Below are 20,977 nucleotides of genomic sequence, written 5' to 3'. Positions count from 1 at the left end.
GGCACTCTCCCTCAATTAGTCGACGACGGCCGCCACGAGGGTCGGGACATCAGCCGCAAACGACCACGCCAGCGCCTCGTCGAGTGCCGCCGCCGTGTCCGCCCGCCGCGCTGCCACGCCCTGCGCCTGCGCTAGCGCGCAGAAATCGAGATGCGGCAGCTGCGTACCCGGCAGCGATTGCATGCCGAACTTGCGGCCGAAGCTGTGGAGCGCCTCGTAACGGCCGTTCTTGATGATCACGAAGCTGACCGGCGTGCCCAGCTGCGCCGCGGCATGAAGGCCCTGGATCGCGTACATGCTGGCGCCGTCACCCAGCACCGCGACGACCTTGTCGCCGCGGCGTGCAAGTGCGGTGCCGATTGCGGCGGGGAGGCCGTAGCCGAGACCGCCGCTGGCCGTCGTGTAAAACGTGTCAGGTTCGGTGATCGGCAGGCGTTCGTGCATCGCGCCACGACTGGACGCGGCTTCCTCCACGATGATCGAGCCCGCAGGGCGCAGCGCAGCGATCTGTTGCAGCACGTAGGCATCGGTCATCACGCTGCCATCCAGCCTCGGCAGCGGCGCAGTCGGCGGCGGCACATCGCGCCGCACCGGCGCGGCGGCGGCGAGCAGCGTATCCAGCGCAAGCCGGCAATTGGCCACCACGGCATTGCCTTCGGGCAGCCATGCCGAATGGACCGGATTATCACCAATGAACCAGAGGCTTGCGCCCTCCGGCACATGCGGCCCGAACCCCTCGACATGGTAGAGCGACATTGGCCCCCCCAGCACGAGGATCAGATCGTGCGCGGCAAGGCTCTCGACGATCGCCTCGCGCCCGGCGGTCAGGAAGCCCCGGAACAGCGGGTGGTTTTCGGGAAAGCTGCACTGCGAGGCTAGCGGCGCGACCCATACGCCAGCACCGTGGCGCTCGGCGAGCGCGATGACCTGATCCCAAGCCCCGTCACGTCCGGCCCCCGCACCCACCACGATAACCGGGCTCGCGGCCTTCGCCAGCGCTGCCGCCACTTCCGCGAGCGCTGCCGGATCGCCGGGATTGCGCGCGAACATGCGGCGCGCGGGGATGGGCTCGCAGGGCTGATCCCAATCGTCGATGGGCACCGAGACGAACGTGGGGCCCCATGGCGGCTCCATCGCGACATGATACGCGCGCGCGATTGCGGCAGGCACGTCTTCCGCCCGCGCCGGCTCGCAGGCCCACTTCACGAACGGCTTGGGAAACTCGGTCGCCTGCTGGGCGAAGAGGAACGGCTCGTAGGGCAGGATCGAGCGCGCCTGCTGGCCGGCGGTCACCACCAGCGGCGTCTGGTTCTTGTAGGCGGTGAAGAGGTTGCCGAGCGCGTGCCCGGTGCCAGCCGAACTGTGCAGATTGACCAGCGCTGCGTTGCGAGTGGCCTGTGCATAGCCATCGGCCATCGCGAGCACGACGGATTCCTGCAGACCCAGCACGTAGCGGAAATGCTCCGGAAAATCGCGGAACATCGGCAACTCGGTCGATCCCGGATTGCCGAAGATCGTCGTCATTCCATAGGCTTCAAGCAGGGCGAAAGTCGCCTCGCGAACGGTCGTCATGGTCTCTCCCGGACGTGGCGCCTCCCGGCCACATGCCGGTTGTGCGCCCCGGCCCGCGCAAAAACAACCGCCGCGATGCGCTGCGCCACGGTGCGAAACGCGAGGGCGCCTTGCACCTGCAGTTTGCCCTTGCCGAGTGCCAGCCGCCCCGCAATGAAGAGGGCGAGAGCGCAAAGCCAACCGTACGAGGATGCCTGCATGAACACCCGCCATCTGGTCGATCCGGAACTCCTGCCGCTGATCGATCTGCTGCCCGACAATGCCTTCACGCGCGAGGCTTTGCCCACCATCCGCATCGAATCCGAAGGCCGCTTCGCCTTCGTCGGCGCGCCTCCCATCGCGGCGGAGGTCAAGGTGATCGAGGGCGAAGGCGGTCCGCTGGAGGTCTATTGGTACGATCAGGCCCCCGGAACGAAAGGCCGCGCTGCCCTGCTTCATGTCCACGGTGGCGGCATGGTCATCGGCTCCGCGCGCTCGATGCAGCAGGGGCCTTCCGGCATCGCGGCAGCGCTCGGCATACCTGTCGCCTCGGTCGAATACCGCCTTGCGCCCGAGCACCCCTTTCCCGCCCCGCAGCAGGATTGCTACGCCGCGCTCAAGTGGCTGGCTTCCAGCGCCGACGAACTCGGCATCGATGCCACGCGCATCGGCATCACCGGGGAAAGCGCTGGCGGCGGGCTTGCGGCGGCGACCGCGCTCATGGCGCGCGATCTTGGCGGCCCGGAGCTCGCCGCGCAAATCCTCACCTATCCGATGCTCGATCACCGCACCGGCAGCGATCCCTGCCCTTATGGCAACCCGACCACCGGCGAATTCGTCTGGACCCGTGCGCACAACCGCTTCGGCTGGGAAGCCCTGCGCGGCGACTACGCCGCTGACGATGCGCACAAGGGCTGGTTTTCGCCTTCGCTCGCCGATGACCTTGCAGGCCTCCCGCCAACATGGATCGGCACCGGCAGCCTCGACCTGTTCCTCGACGAGGACCTGGATTACGCGCTGCGTCTGGTGAAGGCGGGCGTGCCGGTGGAGCTTCACTCCTACCCCGGCGCGATCCACGCCTTCAACGCGGTGACCGAAGCCGCTGCCGCCAAGGCCTTTACCCGCGACCTCCTCAGCGCAATCGCGCGCCTGCTGCGAGTTTGAGATGCGAAAGGACTGGAACACCATCATGAACCGCCTCACCCCGATCCTGCTGTTCGCCACCACATTTGGCGCCTCGCCCTCGTCCGCCGCCGAAATCTCCACCCACATCCTCGATCTGGCGCGAGGAAACGGCGGCGCCAATGTTCCGGTCACGCTGGTGCGGCGCGATGCCGCCGGGGCATGGGCCAAGGTTGCCGAGGCGAGCACCGATGCCAACGGACGCGTGCGCAGCTTCGGCCCGAGCGAAAGCTTTATCCCCGGCACCTATCGGCTGCAGTTCGACATGACCCGCTATGCTGCCGGGCCCTCCGTGCCGTTCTTTCCGGAAATCGTGATCACCTTCAGCGTCACCGATGCAGGGGCGCACTATCACGTGCCGGTCGCCGTCAGCCCCTTCGGCTACTCCACGTATCGCGGCAACTGACCGGGCGCGGCATTCCTCACTTGTTTGCAGCTATGCCTATTTCGGCATTCCAATCCGGTGCGCCGCCACTAAGGTCGCGCGCAGGGATGAAAGAGGGAGCCCCATGAATTTCGAGACGTTCATCACCTGCGCCGTGACCGGCTCGGGCAGCACCGCCGACAAGCATCCGGGCCTGCCCATCACCCCCGCGCAGATCGCCGATGCGGCGATCGAGGCAGCGAAGGCAGGCGCCGCGATCGCGCACATTCACGTCCGCGATCCCGAAACCGGCCCAGGATTCGGCAAGGGCAGCCGCGATGTGGCGCTCTACCGCGAAGTGGTCGAACGCATCCGCGCGTCGGACACCGACGTGGTGATCAACCTCACCGCCGGTATGGGCGGCGATATCGTGTTCGGACCGGGCGAAAATCCCTTCCCGCTTGATGAAGCCGGCACCGACATGGTCGGCCCGATGGAGCGGCTGCTCCATGTGCAGGAACTGCTGCCCGAGATCTGCACGCTCGATTGCGGCACGATGAACTTTGCCGAAGCCGATTATGTGATGACCAACACGCCCGGCATGCTGCGCACGATGGCTGCCGAAGTGCAGCGCCTTGGCGTGCGGCCCGAGCTTGAAGTGTTCGACACCGGGCATCTCGTGTTCGTGAAGGAGCTGATTCGTGACGGGCTGCTCGATGATCCGGTGATGATCCAGCTGTGCATGGGCATCCCCTATGGCGCGCCGGACGATCCGCTGACGACGATGGCGATGGTGCACCAGTTGCCGCCGGGTGCCGTGTTCAGCGGCTTCTCGATCGGGCGGAACCAGCTGCCGTTCGTCGCCATGGCAGCGCTTGCGGGCGGCAACGTGCGCGTGGGGCTGGAGGACAACCTCTATCTCGGGCGGGGGCAGCTTGCCACAAACGGCCAGCTCACAGAGCGTGCAGTGCAGATCCTGACCGGCATGGGTGCGCGGATCCTGACGCCCGCCGAAGTGCGCACAAAGCTCAAGCTGCAGAAGCGCTGAGGGACCGACGATGACCTCTGACATTCGCCCAGAGATCAACCGGGTCGGCATCGTCGGCGGCGGCGTGATCGGTGCCGGTTGGGCCGCCCGCTTCGTGCTCAACGGGATCGATGTTTCGATCTACGATCCTGATCCCGAGATCGAGCGCAAGACCACGGCGGTGATCGCCAATGCGCGCCGCGCGCTCACCCGCCTGTTCGGCAATGCGCTGCCCGCCGAAGGCACCGTCACCTTCGCAGCCAGCCTTCAGGACGCGGTGCGCGAAGCTGATTTCATTCAGGAAAGCCTGCCCGAGCGCGAGGATCTCAAGATCCGTCTACTGACGGAAATGGACGCGGCGATGCCTGCCCATGCGGTGATCGGCTCATCCACCTCGGGACTGCTCCCCACCAAGCTGCAATCGGGCATGGCGCGGCCTGACCGGCTGGTGGTCGGCCATCCGTTCAATCCGGTCTACCTTCTGCCGCTCGTCGAGATCTGCGGCGGGGACCAGACCAGCCAGCAGACCAAGGACATCGCCGCCGCCGTCTACACGCGGATAGGCATGAAGGTCCTTCACGTACGCAAGGAAATCGACGGCTTCATTGCCGACCGCCTGCTGGAGGCCGTCTGGCGGGAGGCACTGTGGCTGATCAACGACGGCATCGCGACCGCCTCCGAGATCGACGACGCCGTGCGGTTCGGCGCGGGCATGCGCTGGTCGTTCATGGGCACGTTCCTCGTATACCGGCTGGCGGGCGGAGAGGAAGGAATGCGCCACTTCCTCCACCAGTTTGGCCCGTCGATGGAATGGCCCTGGACCAAGCTGATCGGCCCCAAGCTGACCGATGAGTTGATCGAGACCATTTCCCGCCAGAGCGACGAGCAGGCCGGCGGGATCGACTTGCGCACCTATGAAAAGCTGCGCGACGATTGCCTTGTCGACCTCACCCACGCGCTGGAACGCAACGATTTCGCTTCGGGTCAGGTCGCGCGCGCGCACCGGGCGCGGCTGGTGGCGGAGAAGGCAGGCGCTGCCCCAGCCATCGGTTCGCTGATGGGCGACGGGCGGATGCTCACCATCGCATGCGCCGTTCAGCCCGAATGGATCGACTACAACGAGCACCTGACCGAATACTGCTACCTCAAGCTGTTCGGCGATGCGACGGATGTCGTCCTCGCCGCCATCGGCGCGGGTGCGGATTACGTCGCGGCGGGCCATTCTTGGTACACGGTCGAAACGCATATCCGCCACCTCGGGCAGGCGCGGCTGGGTGACGGCGTTGAAGTGCGCACCCGCGTGCTGGGCTGCGATGGCAAGCGGCTCCACCTGTTCCACGAAATGGTGCGCGGCCCCGACGCTGTCGTGATCGCGACGGCCGAGCACATGCTGGTCCATGTCAATGCAGCGGCCGAGAAATCGGTCCCCGCGCCAGAAGCCATGCAGCAGGCCGCCAGCGCACTTGTCGAAGGACAGGCCCAGTTGCCTGCGCCGGAAGGCATGGGCCGCCAGATCAGGATGCCGGGCTAGCGCCGCACAGCACTTCGGGGGGAGACGCATACCGCATGGCCTTGGTTGAAAGCCGTTCGATCGATTACATCCCCCTCGCCGAACGGCGCGGCAAGGTGCATCACTTGTGGCCGGTGTGGTTCATGGGCGATGCACACCTTGCCACGCTTGCCACCGGCGCGATCAGCGTGGTGGGCGGGCTCGACCTGTTCTGGTCGAGCCTTGCGGTGATCGGTGGCTGCGCGCTGGGCACGGTGCTGATGGCGCTGCACTGCACGCAAGGGCCGCACCTCGGCCTACCGCAGATGATCCAGTCACGCCCGCAGTTCGGCTATATCGGCGCGCTGCTGGTGTGGATCGTGGCGCTGTTCACCTACATCGGCTTCAACGCGCTCAACCAGTCGCTGGCGGCCAGCACCCTGAAGGAACTCGTCGGCCTGCCCGAGGCACCCGCGATCATCGGTTTCGGGCTGGTGGCCGCGCTGGTGGCAGGGATCGGCTATGACGTGATCCACAGCACCCAGCGCGTGCTCGCTTACATCATGCTGGCCGCGCTCGCGGTTTATACGGTCGGCTTCTTCACCGCCTTCGATCTTGGCGCGCTGCTGAAGCCCGGGGAATTCAAGCCCACGCTGTTCCTTGTCCAGTTCTTCGCGGCGGCGGGCTATCAGCTCAGCTGGTCGATCTACGTATCGGACTATTCGCGCTATCTCCCGCGCGAAGTCGGCATCAAATCCGCTTTCCTGTGGACCTTCTGCGGCGCGTTCATCGGCGGCACCTGGATGATGCTGGTGGGAGCCTTCGCCGGGGCAACCTTCACCGATCCCGATATCGTCGTGGCGCTTCGCCGCAGCGCGGACGCGATGTTCGGCGGGTTCGGCTTGTTCATGCTCGCTGCCAGCTTCTTCGGCCTGATCACGATCACTTCGCTCAATCTCTACGGCTCCTCGCTCACCCTGCTCAGCGTGATCGACAGCGTGAAGCCCATTCCGCTCGGCGCACCTGCCCGCCTTGCCGCGCTCGTCGTCTGTCTCATCGCCTCGCTCTCGCTCTCGCTCGGCATGGGCGGCAACGTGCTGCACGGGTTCGAGGCGTTTCTTGGCGTGCTCGTCTACCTCTTCACGCCGTGGACCGCGATCAACCTTGCGGACTTCTTCTTCGTGCGGAAAGGGCACTATTCGATCCGCGCCATGTTCATGGCCGACGGCATCTACGGCCGCTGGAACTGGCGCGGGCTCACCGCCTATGCAGTGGGCTTCGTGGCGATGATCCCCTTCTTCAAGACCGAGCTCTTTGTCGGCCCGGTGGCGCGCGCGCTGGGCGGGGCGGATGTGTCGATGTTGGTCGGCCTGCCCGTCTCGGCCGCCGTCTACCTCCTGCTCTGCCGCAATCTCGATCTGACCAGAGAACTGGCGATGATCCCCGAGCTCGACCGCAATCTCGAAACGGAGCCGGTGCGGTGATCCGCCGCATCCTGGCGCTGCTGCTGATCGTGCTGGCCGCTCCGGCGGCCGCGAAGCCCATCGCTTTTCCAGACCGGTTCGATCCGATCGGCACGCCTGTAGAGGGCTTCAAGACCCGCGAGGGCCGGACGGTCCATTACACCGATACCGGCGAGGCGGGCTGGCGCCCGATGCTGTTCATCGGCGGTGTGGGAACCAGCGCCCGTGCGCCCGAACTGGTCGCCTTCCTCGATACCCTGCGCCGCCGCCTCAAGGTGCGGATCGTGGCTGTCGAGCGCAATGGCCTTGGCGACACCGGCTATGACCCGGCGTGGACCTTCGCCGACTACACCAGCGAGGTGCAGCAAGTGCTCGGCCATCTTGGCATCGGCAAGTTTGCACTTGTCGCGATCTCCGGCGGCGGGGCCTATGCCGGACACATCGCCGCGGCCATGCCGGAGCGGATCACCTCGTGGCACATGCTCGCGGCCATCGCCTCCGCACCGGCGAGCAACCCGGTCTGCACCGCCGATCCCGCCGCGCTGGAGGGCATGCTGGCAAAGCAGGTCGGTGCTCCGCGCGAATTCTGGGCCATGCCGACGGATGGTGTCGCGGCCAGAGTCCCCGGCTTTATCGACCGCGCGGCGGATGAAGGCGCCCACGCCTATTTCATCGCGGGACAGCGCGGAGACGCGCGCGCGGTAGCCCGCGAGTACCGCAGCTTCTGCAAAGCTCCCGCGCCCGTAGCGGCCTTTCCGGCCCCGGCGTTCTTCTACTACGGCGAGGCAGACAAGCTGGTCCCGCCCGCGCAAGGCGAATTCTGGGCCGGCAAGGTCGCGGGCAAGGTCACTTTCCGCCGCTATCCGGGCGAAGGCCACGACGTGCAGTATCGCCACTGGGACCAGCTCCTGCTCGATGTTTCTGGCCAGAGCGGCAAGACGCTGGTCTGCGCGCAGGGACACGCCCGGCTGCTGCCGGGCCTTGTCCAACCTGCCGCGCTGCCACAGGGCGACACGCTCGGCGTTTGCGCTTGGCAGGGCCGCAAGAGCGCCCCAAGGGAGCCGGACCATGCCGCCCATAAGTGATGACAAGACCCACGGCCTCACCACCCCGCTCGAAGGCGTGGCAGCCGAGCCCTTCCAGCCCGGCGAGCTGATCCCTGCCCCGCTGCGCCTGATCCGCCCGACCGTCCCGCGCGAATGGGTCGACTACAACGGGCACATGAGCGAATCCTGTTATCTCCTCGTCTTCGGGGACCAGTCGGACGCGTTCTTCCGCAAGATCGGCATCGACGAGGCCTACCGCGCTGGCGGCCATTCGCTATTCACGGTGCAGACGATGATCTTCAACCTCGCCGAAGCGCACCTCGGCGATCCGCTCGATCTGGCGCTGCAACTGATCGACGCGGACGACAAACGCCTCCACATCTTCCACACGATGCACCACGGTGAGACGGGCGAATTGCTGGCGACCGGTGAGCAGATGCTGGTGCATGTCGACATGACAGCGGGGCGCTCCGCCCCCATGCCACCTGAGCTTCACGCGCGGGTGCATGCCGTGCTCGCCGCGCACGCCGGGCTCGAACGCCCCGCGCAAGTGGGCCGCTCCATCGGTATCAGACGGGACAAGACGTGATGCATTTCGAACTTTCCTCAGAACAGCAGATGCTGGTCGAAACGGTCCGCCGCTTTGTCGAGACCGAGCTTTATCCGCACGAGAAGATGGTCGAAGAGACCGACAGCGTGCCGGATGATCTGGCCGCCGAAATCCGCGCCAAGTCGCAGGCGCTCGGGCTCTATGCGGTGAACATGCCCGCGGAACTTGGCGGCGGCGGGCTCGGCACGTTCGATACCACGCTGATGGAGCGCGAGTTGGGCCGGGCAAGCTACGGCCTGCAGATGATGATCGCCCGCCCCAGCAATATCCTGCGCGGGTGCGAGGGCAGCCAGATCGAGGAATACCTCCTCCCCACGATCCGGGGCGAGCGGCACGATTGCCTTGCCATGACAGAGCCCGATGCCGGTTCGGACGTGCGCTCTATGCGCACCTTTGCACGCCGAGACGGCGATGATTTCGTGATCAACGGCAGCAAGCACTTCATCAGCCATGCCGATGTCGCCGATTTCGTGATCCTCTGCGCTGCGACCGGTGAGGCGGGCGGCAAGAAAACGATCAGCTGCTTCTTGGTCGATTTTGATACGCCCGGCCTCACCCGCAGGCGCGGCCCCAAGTGCGTCTCGCACCGGGGCTATCACCAGTGCGAGCTGATCTTCGAAGATTGCCGCGTGCCTGCCTCCAGCCTGCTTGGCGAGCTAGACAGGGGCTTTGACCTCATGGGCCAGTGGCTCGGCTCGACCCGCCTGCAGGTGGCCACCACCTCGGTCGGGCGCGGGCAGCGTGTGCTGGAAATGGCGACCCAGTGGGCCGCCACGCGCAAGCAGTTCGGGCAGGCCATCGGCAAATTCCAGGGCACCGGCTTCAAGCTGGCGGACATGAAGACCGAACTCGAAGCCGCCGAACTCCTCACCTTCCGCGCCGCGTGGAAGGACGATCAGGGCACGATGACCGATACCGATGCGGCCATGGCCAAGCTGTTCGCCTCCGAAGCGTTGGCGCGCGTGACGGACAATGCCCTCCAGATCTTTGGCGGCATGGGCCTGATGGACGAGCTCCCCATCGAACGCTTCTGGCGCGATGCCCGCGTGGAGCGCATCTGGGACGGCACCAGCGAAATCCAGCGCCACATCATCAGCCGCGCGCTGCTGCGCCCGCTGGAGGCGTGACCTCGGATCGCCTCGCCCGCCTGCTGCGCCCGCGCAGCTTGGCGATTGTCGGCGGCAAGGCGGCTGAGGAAGCCGTGCGCCAATGCCGTGCTCTGGGGTTTGCCGGGCCGATCTGGCCGGTAAACCCGAAACGGGCGGAGATGGGCGGCCTCCCGTGCTTTGCCGAAATGGCGGCGCTGCCTGAGGCGCCGGACGCGGTGTTCATCGCCGCCCCCGCGCCCGCCACCATCGCGCTGGCAGGGGAGCTGGCAGGGACTGGCGGCGCTATCTGCTACGCCGCAGACTTTGCCGAAAGCGGTGAGGAAGGCCGCGAACGGCAGGCCGCGCTGCTCGCCGCCGCGCAGGGCGTGCCGCTCATCGGCCCCAATTGCTACGGCATGCTCAACCTGTTCGACCGCGTGGCGCTCTGGCCCGACCAGCATGGCTGCCTGCCCATCGACTGTGGCCCAGATGGTCAAAGGGGCGTCGCCATCGTCAGCCAAAGCGGCAACCTCGCGCTCAATCTCACCATGCAGGCGCGCGGGTTGCCCATCGGCTATGTCATTTCGGTCGGCAATTGCGCCGATGTGACCCCGGCCGACCTCATCGAAGCCCTGATCGCGGATGAACGCGTCAGCGCCATCGGTCTCCATCTCGAAGGCCTCGGCTCGGTCGCCCGCTTCTCCGAAGCCTGCCTTGCCGCGCGCACCGCTGGCGTGCCCATCGTCGCGCTCAAGACGGGCGCTTCGGCCAAGGGCGCTGCGCTCACCATGTCGCACACCAGTTCGCTCGCCGGAGCCGATGCGCTCTGCGATGCGCTGTTCGCGCGCTACGGGATCGCCCGCGCGCACGATCCTGCCACCTTCCTCGAAACGCTCAAGCTGCTGCATGTCGCGGGCCCCTTGCGCGGGCGGCGGATCACCAGTGCCAGCTGTTCGGGCGGCGAAGCCTCGCTCACCGCCGATCTGGCCGAGGCCGCCGGGCTGGAGACGCCGGACTTTCCCGCCGCCACGCAGGCCGCGCTGGAAGAAGTCCTCGGCCCGCGCGTCCATGTCGCCAACCCGCTCGATTACCACACCTATATCTGGGGCGACGAAGCGGCGCAGACGGCCTGCTTCGGTGCGATGATGGGTGCGGGATTCGAAGCCTCACTGCTGATCCTCGATTTCCCCCGCGCCGATCGCTGCACCGCCGCCGATTGGGACGTGACCCTCGCCGCGTTTCGCGCCGCGTCGCGCACGCACCCGGCGCCGCAAGGCACGGTGCGCATCGTGGCGAGCAGCCTTGCGGAAACGATGCCCGAACCCATCGCCGCCGCGCTCCTGGCCGATGGCATCCTCCCCGACGCTGGTCTTGCCGAAGCGCTTCGCGCCATCGCCGCCGCCGCTGCGATCGGCGAGGCATGGGCGCGCCCTGCCCCCGCCGCGCTTGCCGAACAGCCCTTGCCGGGCGCGGGCGAAGCACGAGTATGGGACGAAGTGCGCAGCAAGGCCGCGCTCGCTGCCGTCGGCGTACCCGTGCCGCGCGGGCGCGTGCTCAGCCAAGCGGACCTTGCCGATGCCGCATTGCCCGCGCCCTTCCCGCTTGTTCTCAAAGCGGTAGGTGCCGATCTTGCCCACAAGACCGAAGTGGGCGGTGTCGCGCTCGGCCTCACCAGCCGCGAGGCGATCCTTGCTGCCGCATATGGCATGGCAGGGCTCTCGGACCAGTTCCTGATCGAGGAAATGGTCGGCGGTGCAGTGGCGGAACTGATTGTCGGCGTTGGCCGCGATCCGCAGTTCGGCCTGTTCCTCACCATCGGCGCTGGCGGCATTTTCGTCGAGCTACTGCGTCAGACAGCGCAGGTCCTCCTCCCAGCAAGTCGCGCCGATATCGAGGATGCGCTCGCCGGCCTGCCGCTTCACAAGCTGCTGACAGGCTATCGCGGCAAGCCCGGCTGCGACATGCCGGCGCTGGTCGATGCCATCACCCGGATCGCCGCATGGGCCATGGACCATGCGGACCGCCTGGAAGAAATGGACGTCAATCCGCTGCTTGCGCTGCAAAGCGGTGCCGTTGCGGTGGACGCGCTTATCCGGATGAGGGATGCTCAGCCATGACCGCAGTAAAGCTCGACCGGCGTGACGGGATCCTGATCATCACGCTCGACCGGCCCAAGGCCAATGCCATCGACGTGGCCACCAGCCTCGAACTTTACGCTGCGTTCAGGGCGCTGAACGACGATCCCGACCTTCGTGTGGGGATCGTCACTGGCACCGGGCGTTTCTTTTCCGGCGGTTGGGACCTCGGCGCCGCCAATGATGGTGAGGCGGTCGATGCCGATCATGGCCCCGGCGGCTTTGCTGGCCTCACCGAATACTTCAGCCTCACCAAGCCGGTGATCGCGGCGGTCAATGGCCTTGCGGTGGGCGGCGGGTTCGAGCTGGCGCTGGCGGCCGACCTGATCGTCGCGAGCGAGACCGCGAAGTTCTGGCTGCCCGAAGCGCAGCTCGGCATGCTTCCCGATTCCGGCGGCCTGCTGCGCCTGCCCAAGACAATCCCGGAGCGGATCGCGCGCGAGATGATCCTGACCGGGCGGCGGATGGATGCGAACGAGGCAGCAGCGCTCGGCCTTGCCAGCCGCGTCGTGCCGGGCGACGCGCTGATCGAAGGCGCGCTCGAACTGGCGACGATCATCGCCCGCTCCGCCCCGCTCGCCATCACGGCGGCGCGCGATATCCTTCGCGATACCGCCGGTATGGAAGTGGAAGCGGGCTACAAGCTGATGCGCAGCGGCGCGATCCCATCTTACCAGGCCATGCTGCAATCGGACGATGCGCTTGAAGGTCCGCGCGCCTTTGCCGAAGGCCGCGCGCCGGAGTGGAAGGGCCGCTAGAGCGTTTTCGAAGCAGGTGGAATCACCTGCTGGCTCGGAAAACGCGGTAAACAAATGCCTAGAGCAGCCGGTCCGATGCAATCGGATCGGAATCTGCTCTAGGCCGCGTCCCAATCGACCGGAGCAACGCGCGGCAGGATGGCCAGCCAGCCAATCAGGCCAAGCACGTTGACCAGCCCCGCCAGCAGGAACGCTGTGCCGTAAGAGCCGCCGCCTGCGTCGATCAGCACGCCCGCAAAGAACACGCCGATGATGCCGGGCATGTTGCCCATCATGTTCTGCACACCCACCCAGCGTGCAGCGGCAGCGGGGCCGCCCATGATCTGCGGGATCATGAAATAGGCGGGCGACGAGAACCCGAGGAAAATCTCGTAGACGAACAGCAGCGCGATACAGGTCCCGATCGGCATGAACGGCATGGCCAGCATGCAGCCAAGCCCCGCCAGATGCGCCGCCGCCAGCGGCAACTTGAGCGTGAACGAGCGCGACCAGCCACGCTGGATCAGCTTGTCGAACGCCCAGCCCGCCAAGAGCGCGGCCAGCGCGTTGACGAGATAGGCGCTCGAGACGACCGTCGCCATGTGCTCCTTGGAAAAGCCGCGCTGCATCTCAAGGTACATCGGCAGGTAACCGAGGATGAAATACCAGTTCCAGTTGCCCGCAAAGTGCCCCAGCGAAGCGCCCCATAATGCCCGGCGCGAAAGGATCTGGCGCATGGTCACCCGCGGCTGGCCGGGCGTTTCAGCCGGTTTCGCCTCATGAATTCGCACCCGACTCCACGGAATGAGCCACAGCAGCGAGACCGCGCCGAAAATCAGGAACGTGGCGCGCCAGCCCCAGCGGGCCATCATGAACCCGCCTAGCAGTGTACCCACCGCCGGGCCGACAAGGTAGCCGAAGCCGATCAGCCCGTTGGCCAGCCCCATCTGCGCCTTCGGCACATTGCTGGCGATGATCTTGGAGGTGGTCGTGAAGGCCACGCTCTCGCCCATGCCCAGCATCAGGCGCAGCACGAACAGGCCGTAAAAGCCTTGCACGAAGCCCGTCATCAGCGTGGAAACCGACCACAGCAATGCGCCCAGCCCCAGCACCAGCTTGCCGCCGAGCCGATCTGACAGAGCGCCGGCCGGCAGCTGGCAGAAGGCGTAGGCAAAGTAGAACCCTGCCGCGAGCGCACCATATGCGGTCGCACTGAGGTTCAGGTCGGCGCGGATCCGCGTCGCGCCCGTGGCAAGATTGCCGCGGTCGATGTAGTTGATGAACAGGCTCGTCGCCATCAGGCCAACGAGCACCAGTGGTGCGGTTATGCGGCGCGCGCCTGCCTCACTGGGCATAGTCTGAACCCTGCCGGTCCAGCATGCGCTTCAGCGCCGCGAAGTGCAGCTCGATGCGGTCCAGCCCTTCGACCTGCGCGGAACTGGTATATTGCTCTACCGTGGCCCCCACCACCGGTTCGCCCACCAGCCGTAGCCGCTGCCCGCTCGATTGCGCGAGAATCTGGGTCATCGCCGCGCGCTCGAAGAAATAGAGCGTGTTGAAGGCTTCGGCGACACTGCTGCCTGTCGTCACTAAGCCATGATTGCGCAGCAGCAGCACCGCCTTGTCCCCCAGTGCCGCCGCCATGCGCCGGCCCTCGCCGCTGTCCAGCGCCAGCCCCGCATATTCACAAACCGCCAGCAGCCCGGCAAAGCCGATCGCGTTCTGGCTGGCCATCAGGAGTTCGGGCTCTTCCAGCAGGCTGAGCGCTGTCGCATAGGGCATATGCGTGTGCATCACGCAGCGCACATCGGTACGGGCCGCGTGCAGCGGCGCGTGGATGTGGAAGGCGGTATCCTCTACCGGCCCCTTCCCCGCCAGCTTGTTGCCCTCAAAATCCACAACGAGGAAATCGGAGGCCCGAATCTCCGACCAGTGCAGGCCGAATGGCGCGAGGAAAAAACGGTCGGTGTGGCCCGGCACCAGCAGCGTGAAGTGGTTGTCGATGCCCTCGTGGTATCCGAAATGCACCGCCAGCCGGTGGCTCGCCGCAAGATCAACCCGCGCCTGCCACTCGGCCTCGTCCATTAGGCTTTTGCCTCCGGCGTGCCGTCAAGCTCGCGAATCAGTGGCTTGCGCAAAAGCAGGATCACCGCCGCGCCGACCACACCGATGGAGGCATCCAGGGTCCAGAATGCGGAGGGGCTCATCGTGTCGAAGTAACTGCCGACCCACCCCGCTGTCACGTGCGCGGCGAAGGGTGAGAGGAAGGCAACCCCCATCAGCGTCGAGGCGACCCGCGGAGGCGCCGCCTTGCTCACAATCGCCATCGTGGTGGGCCAGTAGTACATCCAGCCCAGCCCCATGATCAGCCAGCCCGCAACCGCCCAGAACGCACCTACGCCGTGCTCCTGCGTCACGCCAAGGTTGGAAAACGCGAAGAGCAGCGCGGCAAACGCAACGATGGCCGTGCCGATGCCCTGCTTGGTCACGTTGGCCGGTTCCTGACCGCGTTTGGCCTGCCAGCTCCACAGCGCCACGAGGATCGGCGCGGCCAAGATCGATCCGAACGAATCCATGCCGGCAAACCAGCTGGAAGGCACGGTGCCGAGCGGAGTCGCAAGATTGACCCACTGGTCGACCCACAGGATGCCGATGCTCCACACCATCGGATAGGTGATCTCGGCGGGAAAGGTCAGCGCGATAACGAAAATCAGCACCGCCACGCGGCGGCGCTCGGCAGGCGTGAGCGGCGGTGCTTTCTCGCGCGCGGTCGCCCCTGAGTTCGATTTTGGCGGCTTGGAATCGGGCAGATGGCGCTGGCCGAGGATGTAGCCGACCATGGCCACCAGCATGAGCACTGCCGCCACCGCGAAGCCGGCATGAAAGCCCCAGATCGCGGCAACGAGGCCGGTCGTCACCGGACCGCTGGCCGCGCCGATGTTGATGCCGGTCGCGAAGATCGTGTAGCCCTGCGAGCGGCGCGATTCATCCTCGCGCGGGTAGAGCGTGCCGACTTGCGCCGAGATATTGCCCTTCAGGAAGCCCGATCCGAGTATCAGCAGCAGCAGTGCGAAGACGAAGCTCTCGTAAAACGACATCGCCGCGTGCCCGGCGGCCATCAGCAGCACGCCGAGCAGCACGGTCCGCTTGGGGCCCAGCACCCGGTCGGCAACCCAGCCGCCGATGATAGGCGTGAAATAGACCAGCCCCGCGTACCAGCCGTAGATAATCGAGGCGAAGGCGACATCGCTCATCGGCCCGTTGAAACTGAGCCCATGGCGCAGTGCGGCAAGCCCGAGCACCTTGTCGGCATGGAGGGGCAGCAACTCCTTCACCATGTAGAGCGTCAGCAGCGCGGACATCCCGTAGAACGAGAAGCGCTCCCACATTTCGGTGAAGGCGAGGTAGTAGACACCCTTGGGATGGCCGGCGAATTGTTCGAACTGCTGCTCTTCGGCCGCCATTATCCTGTCTCACCCCCGGCTTTCGCACGCATCGGTTCGTGCGTGCGATCGTGTAGGGGATGGGCGAAAGGCTGCCCATCCGTCAATCGCGAAACTCAGCCAATCGTGATCACGCTGTTCCCGATCAGCCGACCGGATTCGACCGCCTCGTGCGCTCTGGCGCTTTCGGTGAGATCGAATGTGGCCGCAAGCGCGTGCTGCAACGCGCCAGCTTCCAGCGCGGCGGTCAATCTCGCGACGGTCGCCGCCCGCTCCTTCGCGGAAAGCAGATAGACCAGCAGCATCCGCAGCGTCACATGGCGGAACATCAGCGGATAGAACGGCAGCTTCGGCTCGGCATCGGCCATCGAGCCATAAGCCGCGATCACTCCGCCATCACCGATCACCGCCGAGGTCACTGGCAGATTGCCGCCGAACTCCACTTCGACCACGCGGTCGACCGGACGCCCCGCGTTGGCGGCAAGGATCGCCGCCGCGACATCGCCGTCGCGGTAGTTGATCACCGCATGCGCGCCCGCCGCTGCGGCCGCCGCCGCCTTTTCGGGCCCGCTGACCGTCGCGATCACGCGCGCGCCGCCCCAGCGGGCAAGCTGGATGGCATAGTGCCCCACCGCGCCCGCGCCGCCCGTCACCAGCACGGTCTGCCCGGTGACGTCACCATCGGCGAACACGGCATGGCATGCGGTCGATCCCGGAATGCCAAGGCATGCGCCTGCCTCGAAGCTCGTGCCCTGGGGCAAGGGAACGGCCTGCCCTTCCGGAAGGCAAACGAACTCGGCGCAAGTGCCAAAGGGCCGCCGATAAGCCGCATTCCACACCCAGACGCGCGTCCCGATCCGCGCCGCCGATACACCCTCTCCGACAGCCTCGATCTCACCCGCGCCATCGGAATGGGGAATGACGCGCGGGAAGGCGATCGGCCCCCGCACGCCGGAGCGCGATTTCACATCGGACGGATTGACGCCCGAGGCATGCAGTCGCACCCGCACTTCGCCCGGCCCCGGCTGCGGCGTCTCGATATCGCCCAACCGCAATACTGCGGCAGCAGGCCCCGTTCTCTCGTACCAGACAGCGCGCATCAGGCCTCCATATCCAGCGACAGGCTTTCGGTATGGCCGTCGATTGCGATCGCCTGGCCGGAAATCCGCGCCCCAGCGGGCGAGATCAGATACTGCACCATCGCGGTCACGTCCTCGCGCGTGGCGAAAGTGCGCAGCGAGGTCTGCCGCTTGTACTCGTGCTCGACCTCGGCGATTGTCAGGCCGCGCTCTGCTGCATCGGCGGCTATCACGCGGTCGATGCGGGGGCCCTCCACGCTGCCGGGGCAGATCGCGTTGACGCGGATGCCTTCGGGGCCGAGTTCCATCGCGAGCGTCTTGGTCAGCCCGATCAGCGCCCACTTGCTGGCCACATAAGGCCCCCGCAGCGGGCAGCCGAACAGGCCCGCAGTCGAACTCATGGTAATGATGGCGGAGCCCGGCGCGCGCTGGCGCAGCAGTGGAATCGCGCGGCGCGTCATCAGGAACATGCCATTGAGGTTGACGCCGATGGTGGCGTTCCACGCGTCGACCGGCTGGTCCTCGAACCGTGCCGTTGGCCCGGCAATCCCGGCGTTGTTGACCAGAAGATCGATCCCCGCAGCCCCGCGCACCAGCAGATCGCCTTCCACCCACGCGTAGAACCGCTCGACCGATGCGGCATCGCTGACATCGCAGACCATCGCGGCAAGGCCATCATGCTCGGGACCAAGCGCCGCAACCGCTGCCGCATCCTGATCCCCCGCATAGACCAGCCAGCCATCGGCACAGAGCGTTTCGGCTATGGCAAGGCCGATGCCGCTCGCCGCAGCCGAAATGACGGCAATGCGCCGCTTCATCACCCCTACCCCCGTCTCGCCCGCAGTTCAGTCCTGCACGGTCCTGTCACCGGCCGGGTCCGAATGGAACTCGTGCCAGATGCCATTGAGGATTGCGACGCTTACGGCAAGGCCAAGGCCGAGGATCCAGGCGAAATACCACATGCGGCTTGTTCCTATCAGTACATATCGGGATTGAGGCGGACTTCCTCGGCACCCACGCGGCCGAACATCACGCGGTAGGCCCAGGTGGTATAGGCCAGCACGATCGGCAGGAAGACGAGCACCACCACCAGCATGATGAACAGCGTGAGGTGGCTCGATGAAGCGTTCCACACCGTGAGGCTGGATGCGGGGTCGATGGAACTGGGAAGGATGAACGGGAACATCGAAAGGCCGACAGTGGCGATTATGCCCATGACTGCGAGCGACGACCCGCAAAAAGCCAAGGCATCGCGCCGCATGCGCAGCCCGGCCAGCGCGACGAACGGACCGAAAAGGCCGAGAACCGGTGCGGCCATCATCCAGTGATGCTCCGCAAAGTTGGCAAGCCACCCGCCCGGCGCCGCCACCGCGCGGGCCAGATGCGGATTGGATGGCCCACCCGTATCGACCATATCTGCAACACGGAAGCCAAGGCCGCCCCAGGCGACATAGGCGCCGCCTGCCGCAAACAGCACGAACGCCGCACCGGCCGCCACCGCGCCATACCGCCGCGCGCGGAACTGCACCGGCCCGGGCTCCAGCTTCATCGCCAGCCAGCCCGCGCCGTGCATCACCAGCATCGCCACCGAAAGCAGCCCGGCAAGCAGGCTGAACGGCGTGAACAGGCCCAGCAGCGAGCCCTCGTAGAACGAGCGCAGGTCGCTATCGAGCCGGAACGGCGCGCCCAGCAGCACGTTGCCCACCGCCACACCGAAGACGAGCGCAGGCACCAGCCCGCCGGTGAACAGCGCCCAATCCCACCGTGCGCGCCACGCCGGATCGGAATGCTTGGAGCGGTACTTGAAGCCCACCGGTCGCAAGATCAGCGCCGCCAGCACGAGAAACATGGCGAGGTAGAATCCCGAGAAACTCACCGCATAGACATAAGGCCAGGCCGCGAAGATCGCTCCGCCGCCGAGAATGAACCACACCTGGTTGCCTTCCCACGTCGCGCTGACAGTATTGATCACCATCCGCCGCTCAAGATCGTTGCGCGCAACGAACGGCAGCAGCGCCATCGCGCCAAGATCGAATCCGTCGGTCAGGGCAAAGCCGATCAGCAGCACCCCGATCAGCACCCACCAGATCAGCCGCAGTGTCTCGTAATCAAGCGGCAGCGCCATCGCGGCTCTCCTTCATTCGGCCGGAACGCTGTGATAGGGGCTCGGCGCCCCGGGCGGGGGCACCGGATCGCGGCGGGGCTGCCACGGCGTGTATCCCTCCGGCCCCTTGCGGATCGCTGCGAGCATGAGCCTGACCTCGATCACGGCCAGCACGCTGTAAAGCAGGGTGAAGCCCGCGATCGTCGTCCAGATCTGCCCGGTGGTCAGGCTGGAAGCGCCGAGGAAGGTCGGCAGCACACCATCAACCGCCCAGGGCTGGCGTCCGATCTCGGCCACCATCCAGCCCAGTTCGATGGCGATCCACGGCAGCGGGATCATCACGACCGCCGCACGCAAGAACCACTTCGCATCGAAGCGGCGGGTATTGGCAAGCACCAGCGCGGTCGCAAAGAACCCGATGAACAGGAACCCGAGCCCCGCCATGCCGCGAAACAGCCAGAACAGCGCGGGCACGTTAGGCACGGTCGACCACGCCGCCTTGTCGAGCGCCCCACGGTCCGCTTTGCGCGGATCGGCGACAAAGCGCTTCAGCAGCAAGGCATAGCCGAGATCTTCTTTTGCGCTTTCGAACTGCGCGCGCGCAGCAAGGTCCTTGGGGTTGGTCTTGAGCTTTTCCACCGCGTCATAAGCAATCAGGCCGTGCTCAATGCGCGTGCGCGCATGCGCAACCAGCGGGTAGATGCCCTCGACCTGCCCGGTCAGGCTGCGCGTGCCGATAATGCCGAGCACATAGGGGATCTTGATCTCGAATAGTGTCTCGCGCCCGGTGTTCGAAGGCAGCCCGAAGACGGCGATGCCCGCCGGTGCCGGCTCGGTGTGCCATTCCGCCTCGACCGCCGCGAGCTTCATCTTCTGGTTGTCGGTCAGCGTATAGCCGCTCTCGTCCCCCAGCACGACGACCGACAGCGCCGAAGCAAGCCCGAACGCGGCCGCCACCGCAAAGCTGCGCTTGGCGAGTTCCAGGTGCCGTCCCTTGAGGAGATACCAGGCGGAGACACCCAGCACGAACATGCTCGCCGTAACATAGCCCGCGCTCACCGTGTGAACGAACTTGGCCTGCGCGACGGGATTGAAGACCACGTCATAGAAGTTCGTCACTTCCATGCGCATCGTGACCGGATTGAATTCGGCGCCCACCGGGTGCTGCATCCAGCCATTGGCGATGAGAATCCACAGTGCCGAAAGGTTCGAGCCGAGTGCGACCATGAAGGTGGTGAAAAGGTGCTGGCGAGCGCTCAGCTTGTCCCAGCCGAAGAACATCAGCCCCACGAAGGTCGCCTCGAGGAAGAAGGCCATCAGCCCCTCGATCGCCAGCGGCGCGCCGAAAATGTCGCCCACATAGTGCGAATAGTAGGACCAGTTGGTGCCGAACTCGAACTCCATGGTAAGGCCCGTCGCCACGCCGAGAACGAAGTTGATCCCGAACAGCTTGCTCCAGAAACGGGTGATATCCCGCCAGATCGGGCGGTCGGTCATCACATAGACACTTTCCATGATGACCAGAATGAACGACAAGCCGAGCGTGAGCGGCACGAACAGGAAATGGTACAGCGCGGTCAATGCGAACTGCAGCCGGGATAGTTCCACCACTGCCATATCCATCGCATGTGCCCTTTCGCGGCTGCGGCATGGCAGCGA

At 66.0% G+C, this 20,977-nt stretch carries 19 protein-coding genes; 10 read left to right on the top strand and 9 right to left on the bottom strand.

What is annotated here, in order from left to right:
• Positions 1-15: 15 nt before the first annotated feature.
• Complete coding sequence (gene mdlC / locus ACODS2_RS11685) at positions 16-1,572, bottom strand: benzoylformate decarboxylase (protein ID WP_488998956.1); 1,557 nt, start codon at positions 1,570-1,572, stop codon at positions 16-18.
• 198 nt (positions 1,573-1,770) lie between these two features.
• Between mdlC and ACODS2_RS11680 the strand changes: the two genes are divergently transcribed.
• The 10 genes from ACODS2_RS11680 to ACODS2_RS11635 all read left to right on the top strand — a co-directional run bounded on the left by ACODS2_RS11680 (position 1,771) and on the right by ACODS2_RS11635 (position 12,713).
• Positions 1,771-2,715: an alpha/beta hydrolase gene (locus ACODS2_RS11680; RefSeq protein ID WP_488998955.1), complete on the top strand. Its 945-nt coding sequence runs from the start codon at positions 1,771-1,773 to the stop codon at positions 2,713-2,715.
• Positions 2,716-2,740: 25 nt separating this feature from the next.
• Positions 2,741-3,139, top strand: coding sequence for a hydroxyisourate hydrolase (gene uraH, locus ACODS2_RS11675; RefSeq protein WP_488998954.1), 399 nt, complete (start codon positions 2,741-2,743; stop codon positions 3,137-3,139).
• A gap of 103 nt (positions 3,140-3,242) precedes the next feature.
• On the top strand, positions 3,243-4,145 hold the full coding sequence (locus ACODS2_RS11670) for a beta-keto acid cleavage family enzyme (RefSeq protein WP_298170387.1): 903 nt from the start codon (positions 3,243-3,245) through the stop codon (positions 4,143-4,145).
• A 10-nt stretch (positions 4,146-4,155) separates the two neighbouring features.
• Positions 4,156-5,655 (top strand): carnitine 3-dehydrogenase, encoded by a 1,500-nt coding sequence (locus tag ACODS2_RS11665; protein ID WP_488998953.1) that lies wholly within the window; start codon positions 4,156-4,158, stop codon positions 5,653-5,655.
• A 35-nt stretch (positions 5,656-5,690) separates the two neighbouring features.
• Entirely contained in the window at positions 5,691-7,097 is a 1,407-nt protein-coding gene (locus ACODS2_RS11660) for a purine-cytosine permease family protein (RefSeq protein ID WP_488998952.1), read from the top strand.
• Entirely contained in the window at positions 7,094-8,161 is a 1,068-nt protein-coding gene (locus ACODS2_RS11655; RefSeq protein ID WP_488998951.1) for an alpha/beta fold hydrolase, read from the top strand. Before ACODS2_RS11660 ends, ACODS2_RS11655 begins: the two co-directional genes overlap by 4 nt.
• The gene (locus ACODS2_RS11650; protein WP_488998950.1) at positions 8,145-8,711 is read left to right on the top strand and encodes a thioesterase family protein; all 567 of its coding nucleotides are present in this window, start codon (positions 8,145-8,147) and stop codon (positions 8,709-8,711) included. The genes ACODS2_RS11655 and ACODS2_RS11650 overlap by 17 nt, the downstream gene beginning before the upstream one ends.
• Positions 8,711-9,859: an acyl-CoA dehydrogenase family protein gene (locus tag ACODS2_RS11645; RefSeq protein WP_421838006.1), complete on the top strand. Its 1,149-nt coding sequence runs from the start codon at positions 8,711-8,713 to the stop codon at positions 9,857-9,859. Before ACODS2_RS11650 ends, ACODS2_RS11645 begins: the two co-directional genes overlap by 1 nt.
• The gene (locus tag ACODS2_RS11640) at positions 9,856-11,937 is read left to right on the top strand and encodes an acetate--CoA ligase family protein (protein WP_488998949.1); all 2,082 of its coding nucleotides are present in this window, start codon (positions 9,856-9,858) and stop codon (positions 11,935-11,937) included. Before ACODS2_RS11645 ends, ACODS2_RS11640 begins: the two co-directional genes overlap by 4 nt.
• Positions 11,934-12,713, top strand: a complete 780-nt coding sequence (locus tag ACODS2_RS11635; protein ID WP_488998948.1) for an enoyl-CoA hydratase-related protein — start codon at positions 11,934-11,936, stop codon at positions 12,711-12,713. Before ACODS2_RS11640 ends, ACODS2_RS11635 begins: the two co-directional genes overlap by 4 nt.
• Before the next feature lie 98 nt (positions 12,714-12,811).
• Here the strand turns inward: ACODS2_RS11635 and ACODS2_RS11630 are convergent, their stop codons facing one another.
• The 8 genes from ACODS2_RS11630 to ACODS2_RS11595 all read right to left on the bottom strand — a co-directional run bounded on the left by ACODS2_RS11630 (position 12,812) and on the right by ACODS2_RS11595 (position 20,941).
• On the bottom strand, positions 12,812-14,047 hold the full coding sequence (locus tag ACODS2_RS11630) for an MFS transporter (RefSeq protein ID WP_488998947.1): 1,236 nt from the start codon (positions 14,045-14,047) through the stop codon (positions 12,812-12,814).
• On the bottom strand, positions 14,037-14,777 hold the full coding sequence (locus ACODS2_RS11625; protein WP_488998946.1) for an aldolase: 741 nt from the start codon (positions 14,775-14,777) through the stop codon (positions 14,037-14,039). Before ACODS2_RS11625 ends, ACODS2_RS11630 begins: the two co-directional genes overlap by 11 nt.
• Positions 14,777-16,156, bottom strand: coding sequence for a peptide MFS transporter (locus tag ACODS2_RS11620; protein WP_488998945.1), 1,380 nt, complete (start codon positions 16,154-16,156; stop codon positions 14,777-14,779). The genes ACODS2_RS11625 and ACODS2_RS11620 overlap by 1 nt, the downstream gene beginning before the upstream one ends.
• Positions 16,157-16,251: 95 nt before the next feature.
• Positions 16,252-17,235: an NADPH:quinone reductase gene (locus ACODS2_RS11615; RefSeq protein ID WP_488998944.1), complete on the bottom strand. Its 984-nt coding sequence runs from the start codon at positions 17,233-17,235 to the stop codon at positions 16,252-16,254.
• On the bottom strand, positions 17,235-18,032 hold the full coding sequence (locus ACODS2_RS11610) for an SDR family oxidoreductase (RefSeq protein ID WP_488998943.1): 798 nt from the start codon (positions 18,030-18,032) through the stop codon (positions 17,235-17,237). The genes ACODS2_RS11615 and ACODS2_RS11610 overlap by 1 nt, the downstream gene beginning before the upstream one ends.
• 27 nt (positions 18,033-18,059) lie before the next feature.
• A complete protein-coding gene (gene cydX / locus ACODS2_RS11605) occupies positions 18,060-18,176 on the bottom strand; it encodes a cytochrome bd-I oxidase subunit CydX (protein ID WP_298170350.1) in 117 nt (38 codons plus the stop codon).
• Between the two features lie 14 nt (positions 18,177-18,190).
• Positions 18,191-19,339, bottom strand: coding sequence for a cytochrome d ubiquinol oxidase subunit II (gene cydB, locus ACODS2_RS11600; RefSeq protein ID WP_488998942.1), 1,149 nt, complete (start codon positions 19,337-19,339; stop codon positions 18,191-18,193).
• Between the two features lie 12 nt (positions 19,340-19,351).
• On the bottom strand, positions 19,352-20,941 hold the full coding sequence (locus ACODS2_RS11595) for a cytochrome ubiquinol oxidase subunit I (protein ID WP_488998941.1): 1,590 nt from the start codon (positions 20,939-20,941) through the stop codon (positions 19,352-19,354).
• Positions 20,942-20,977 lie beyond the last annotated feature (36 nt).

It is taken from the genome of Novosphingobium sp. FG137 (assembly GCF_057809735.1).
The sequence above is the reverse complement of the archived record's forward strand: the minus strand, read 5'-3'. Positions and strand labels throughout refer to the sequence as shown.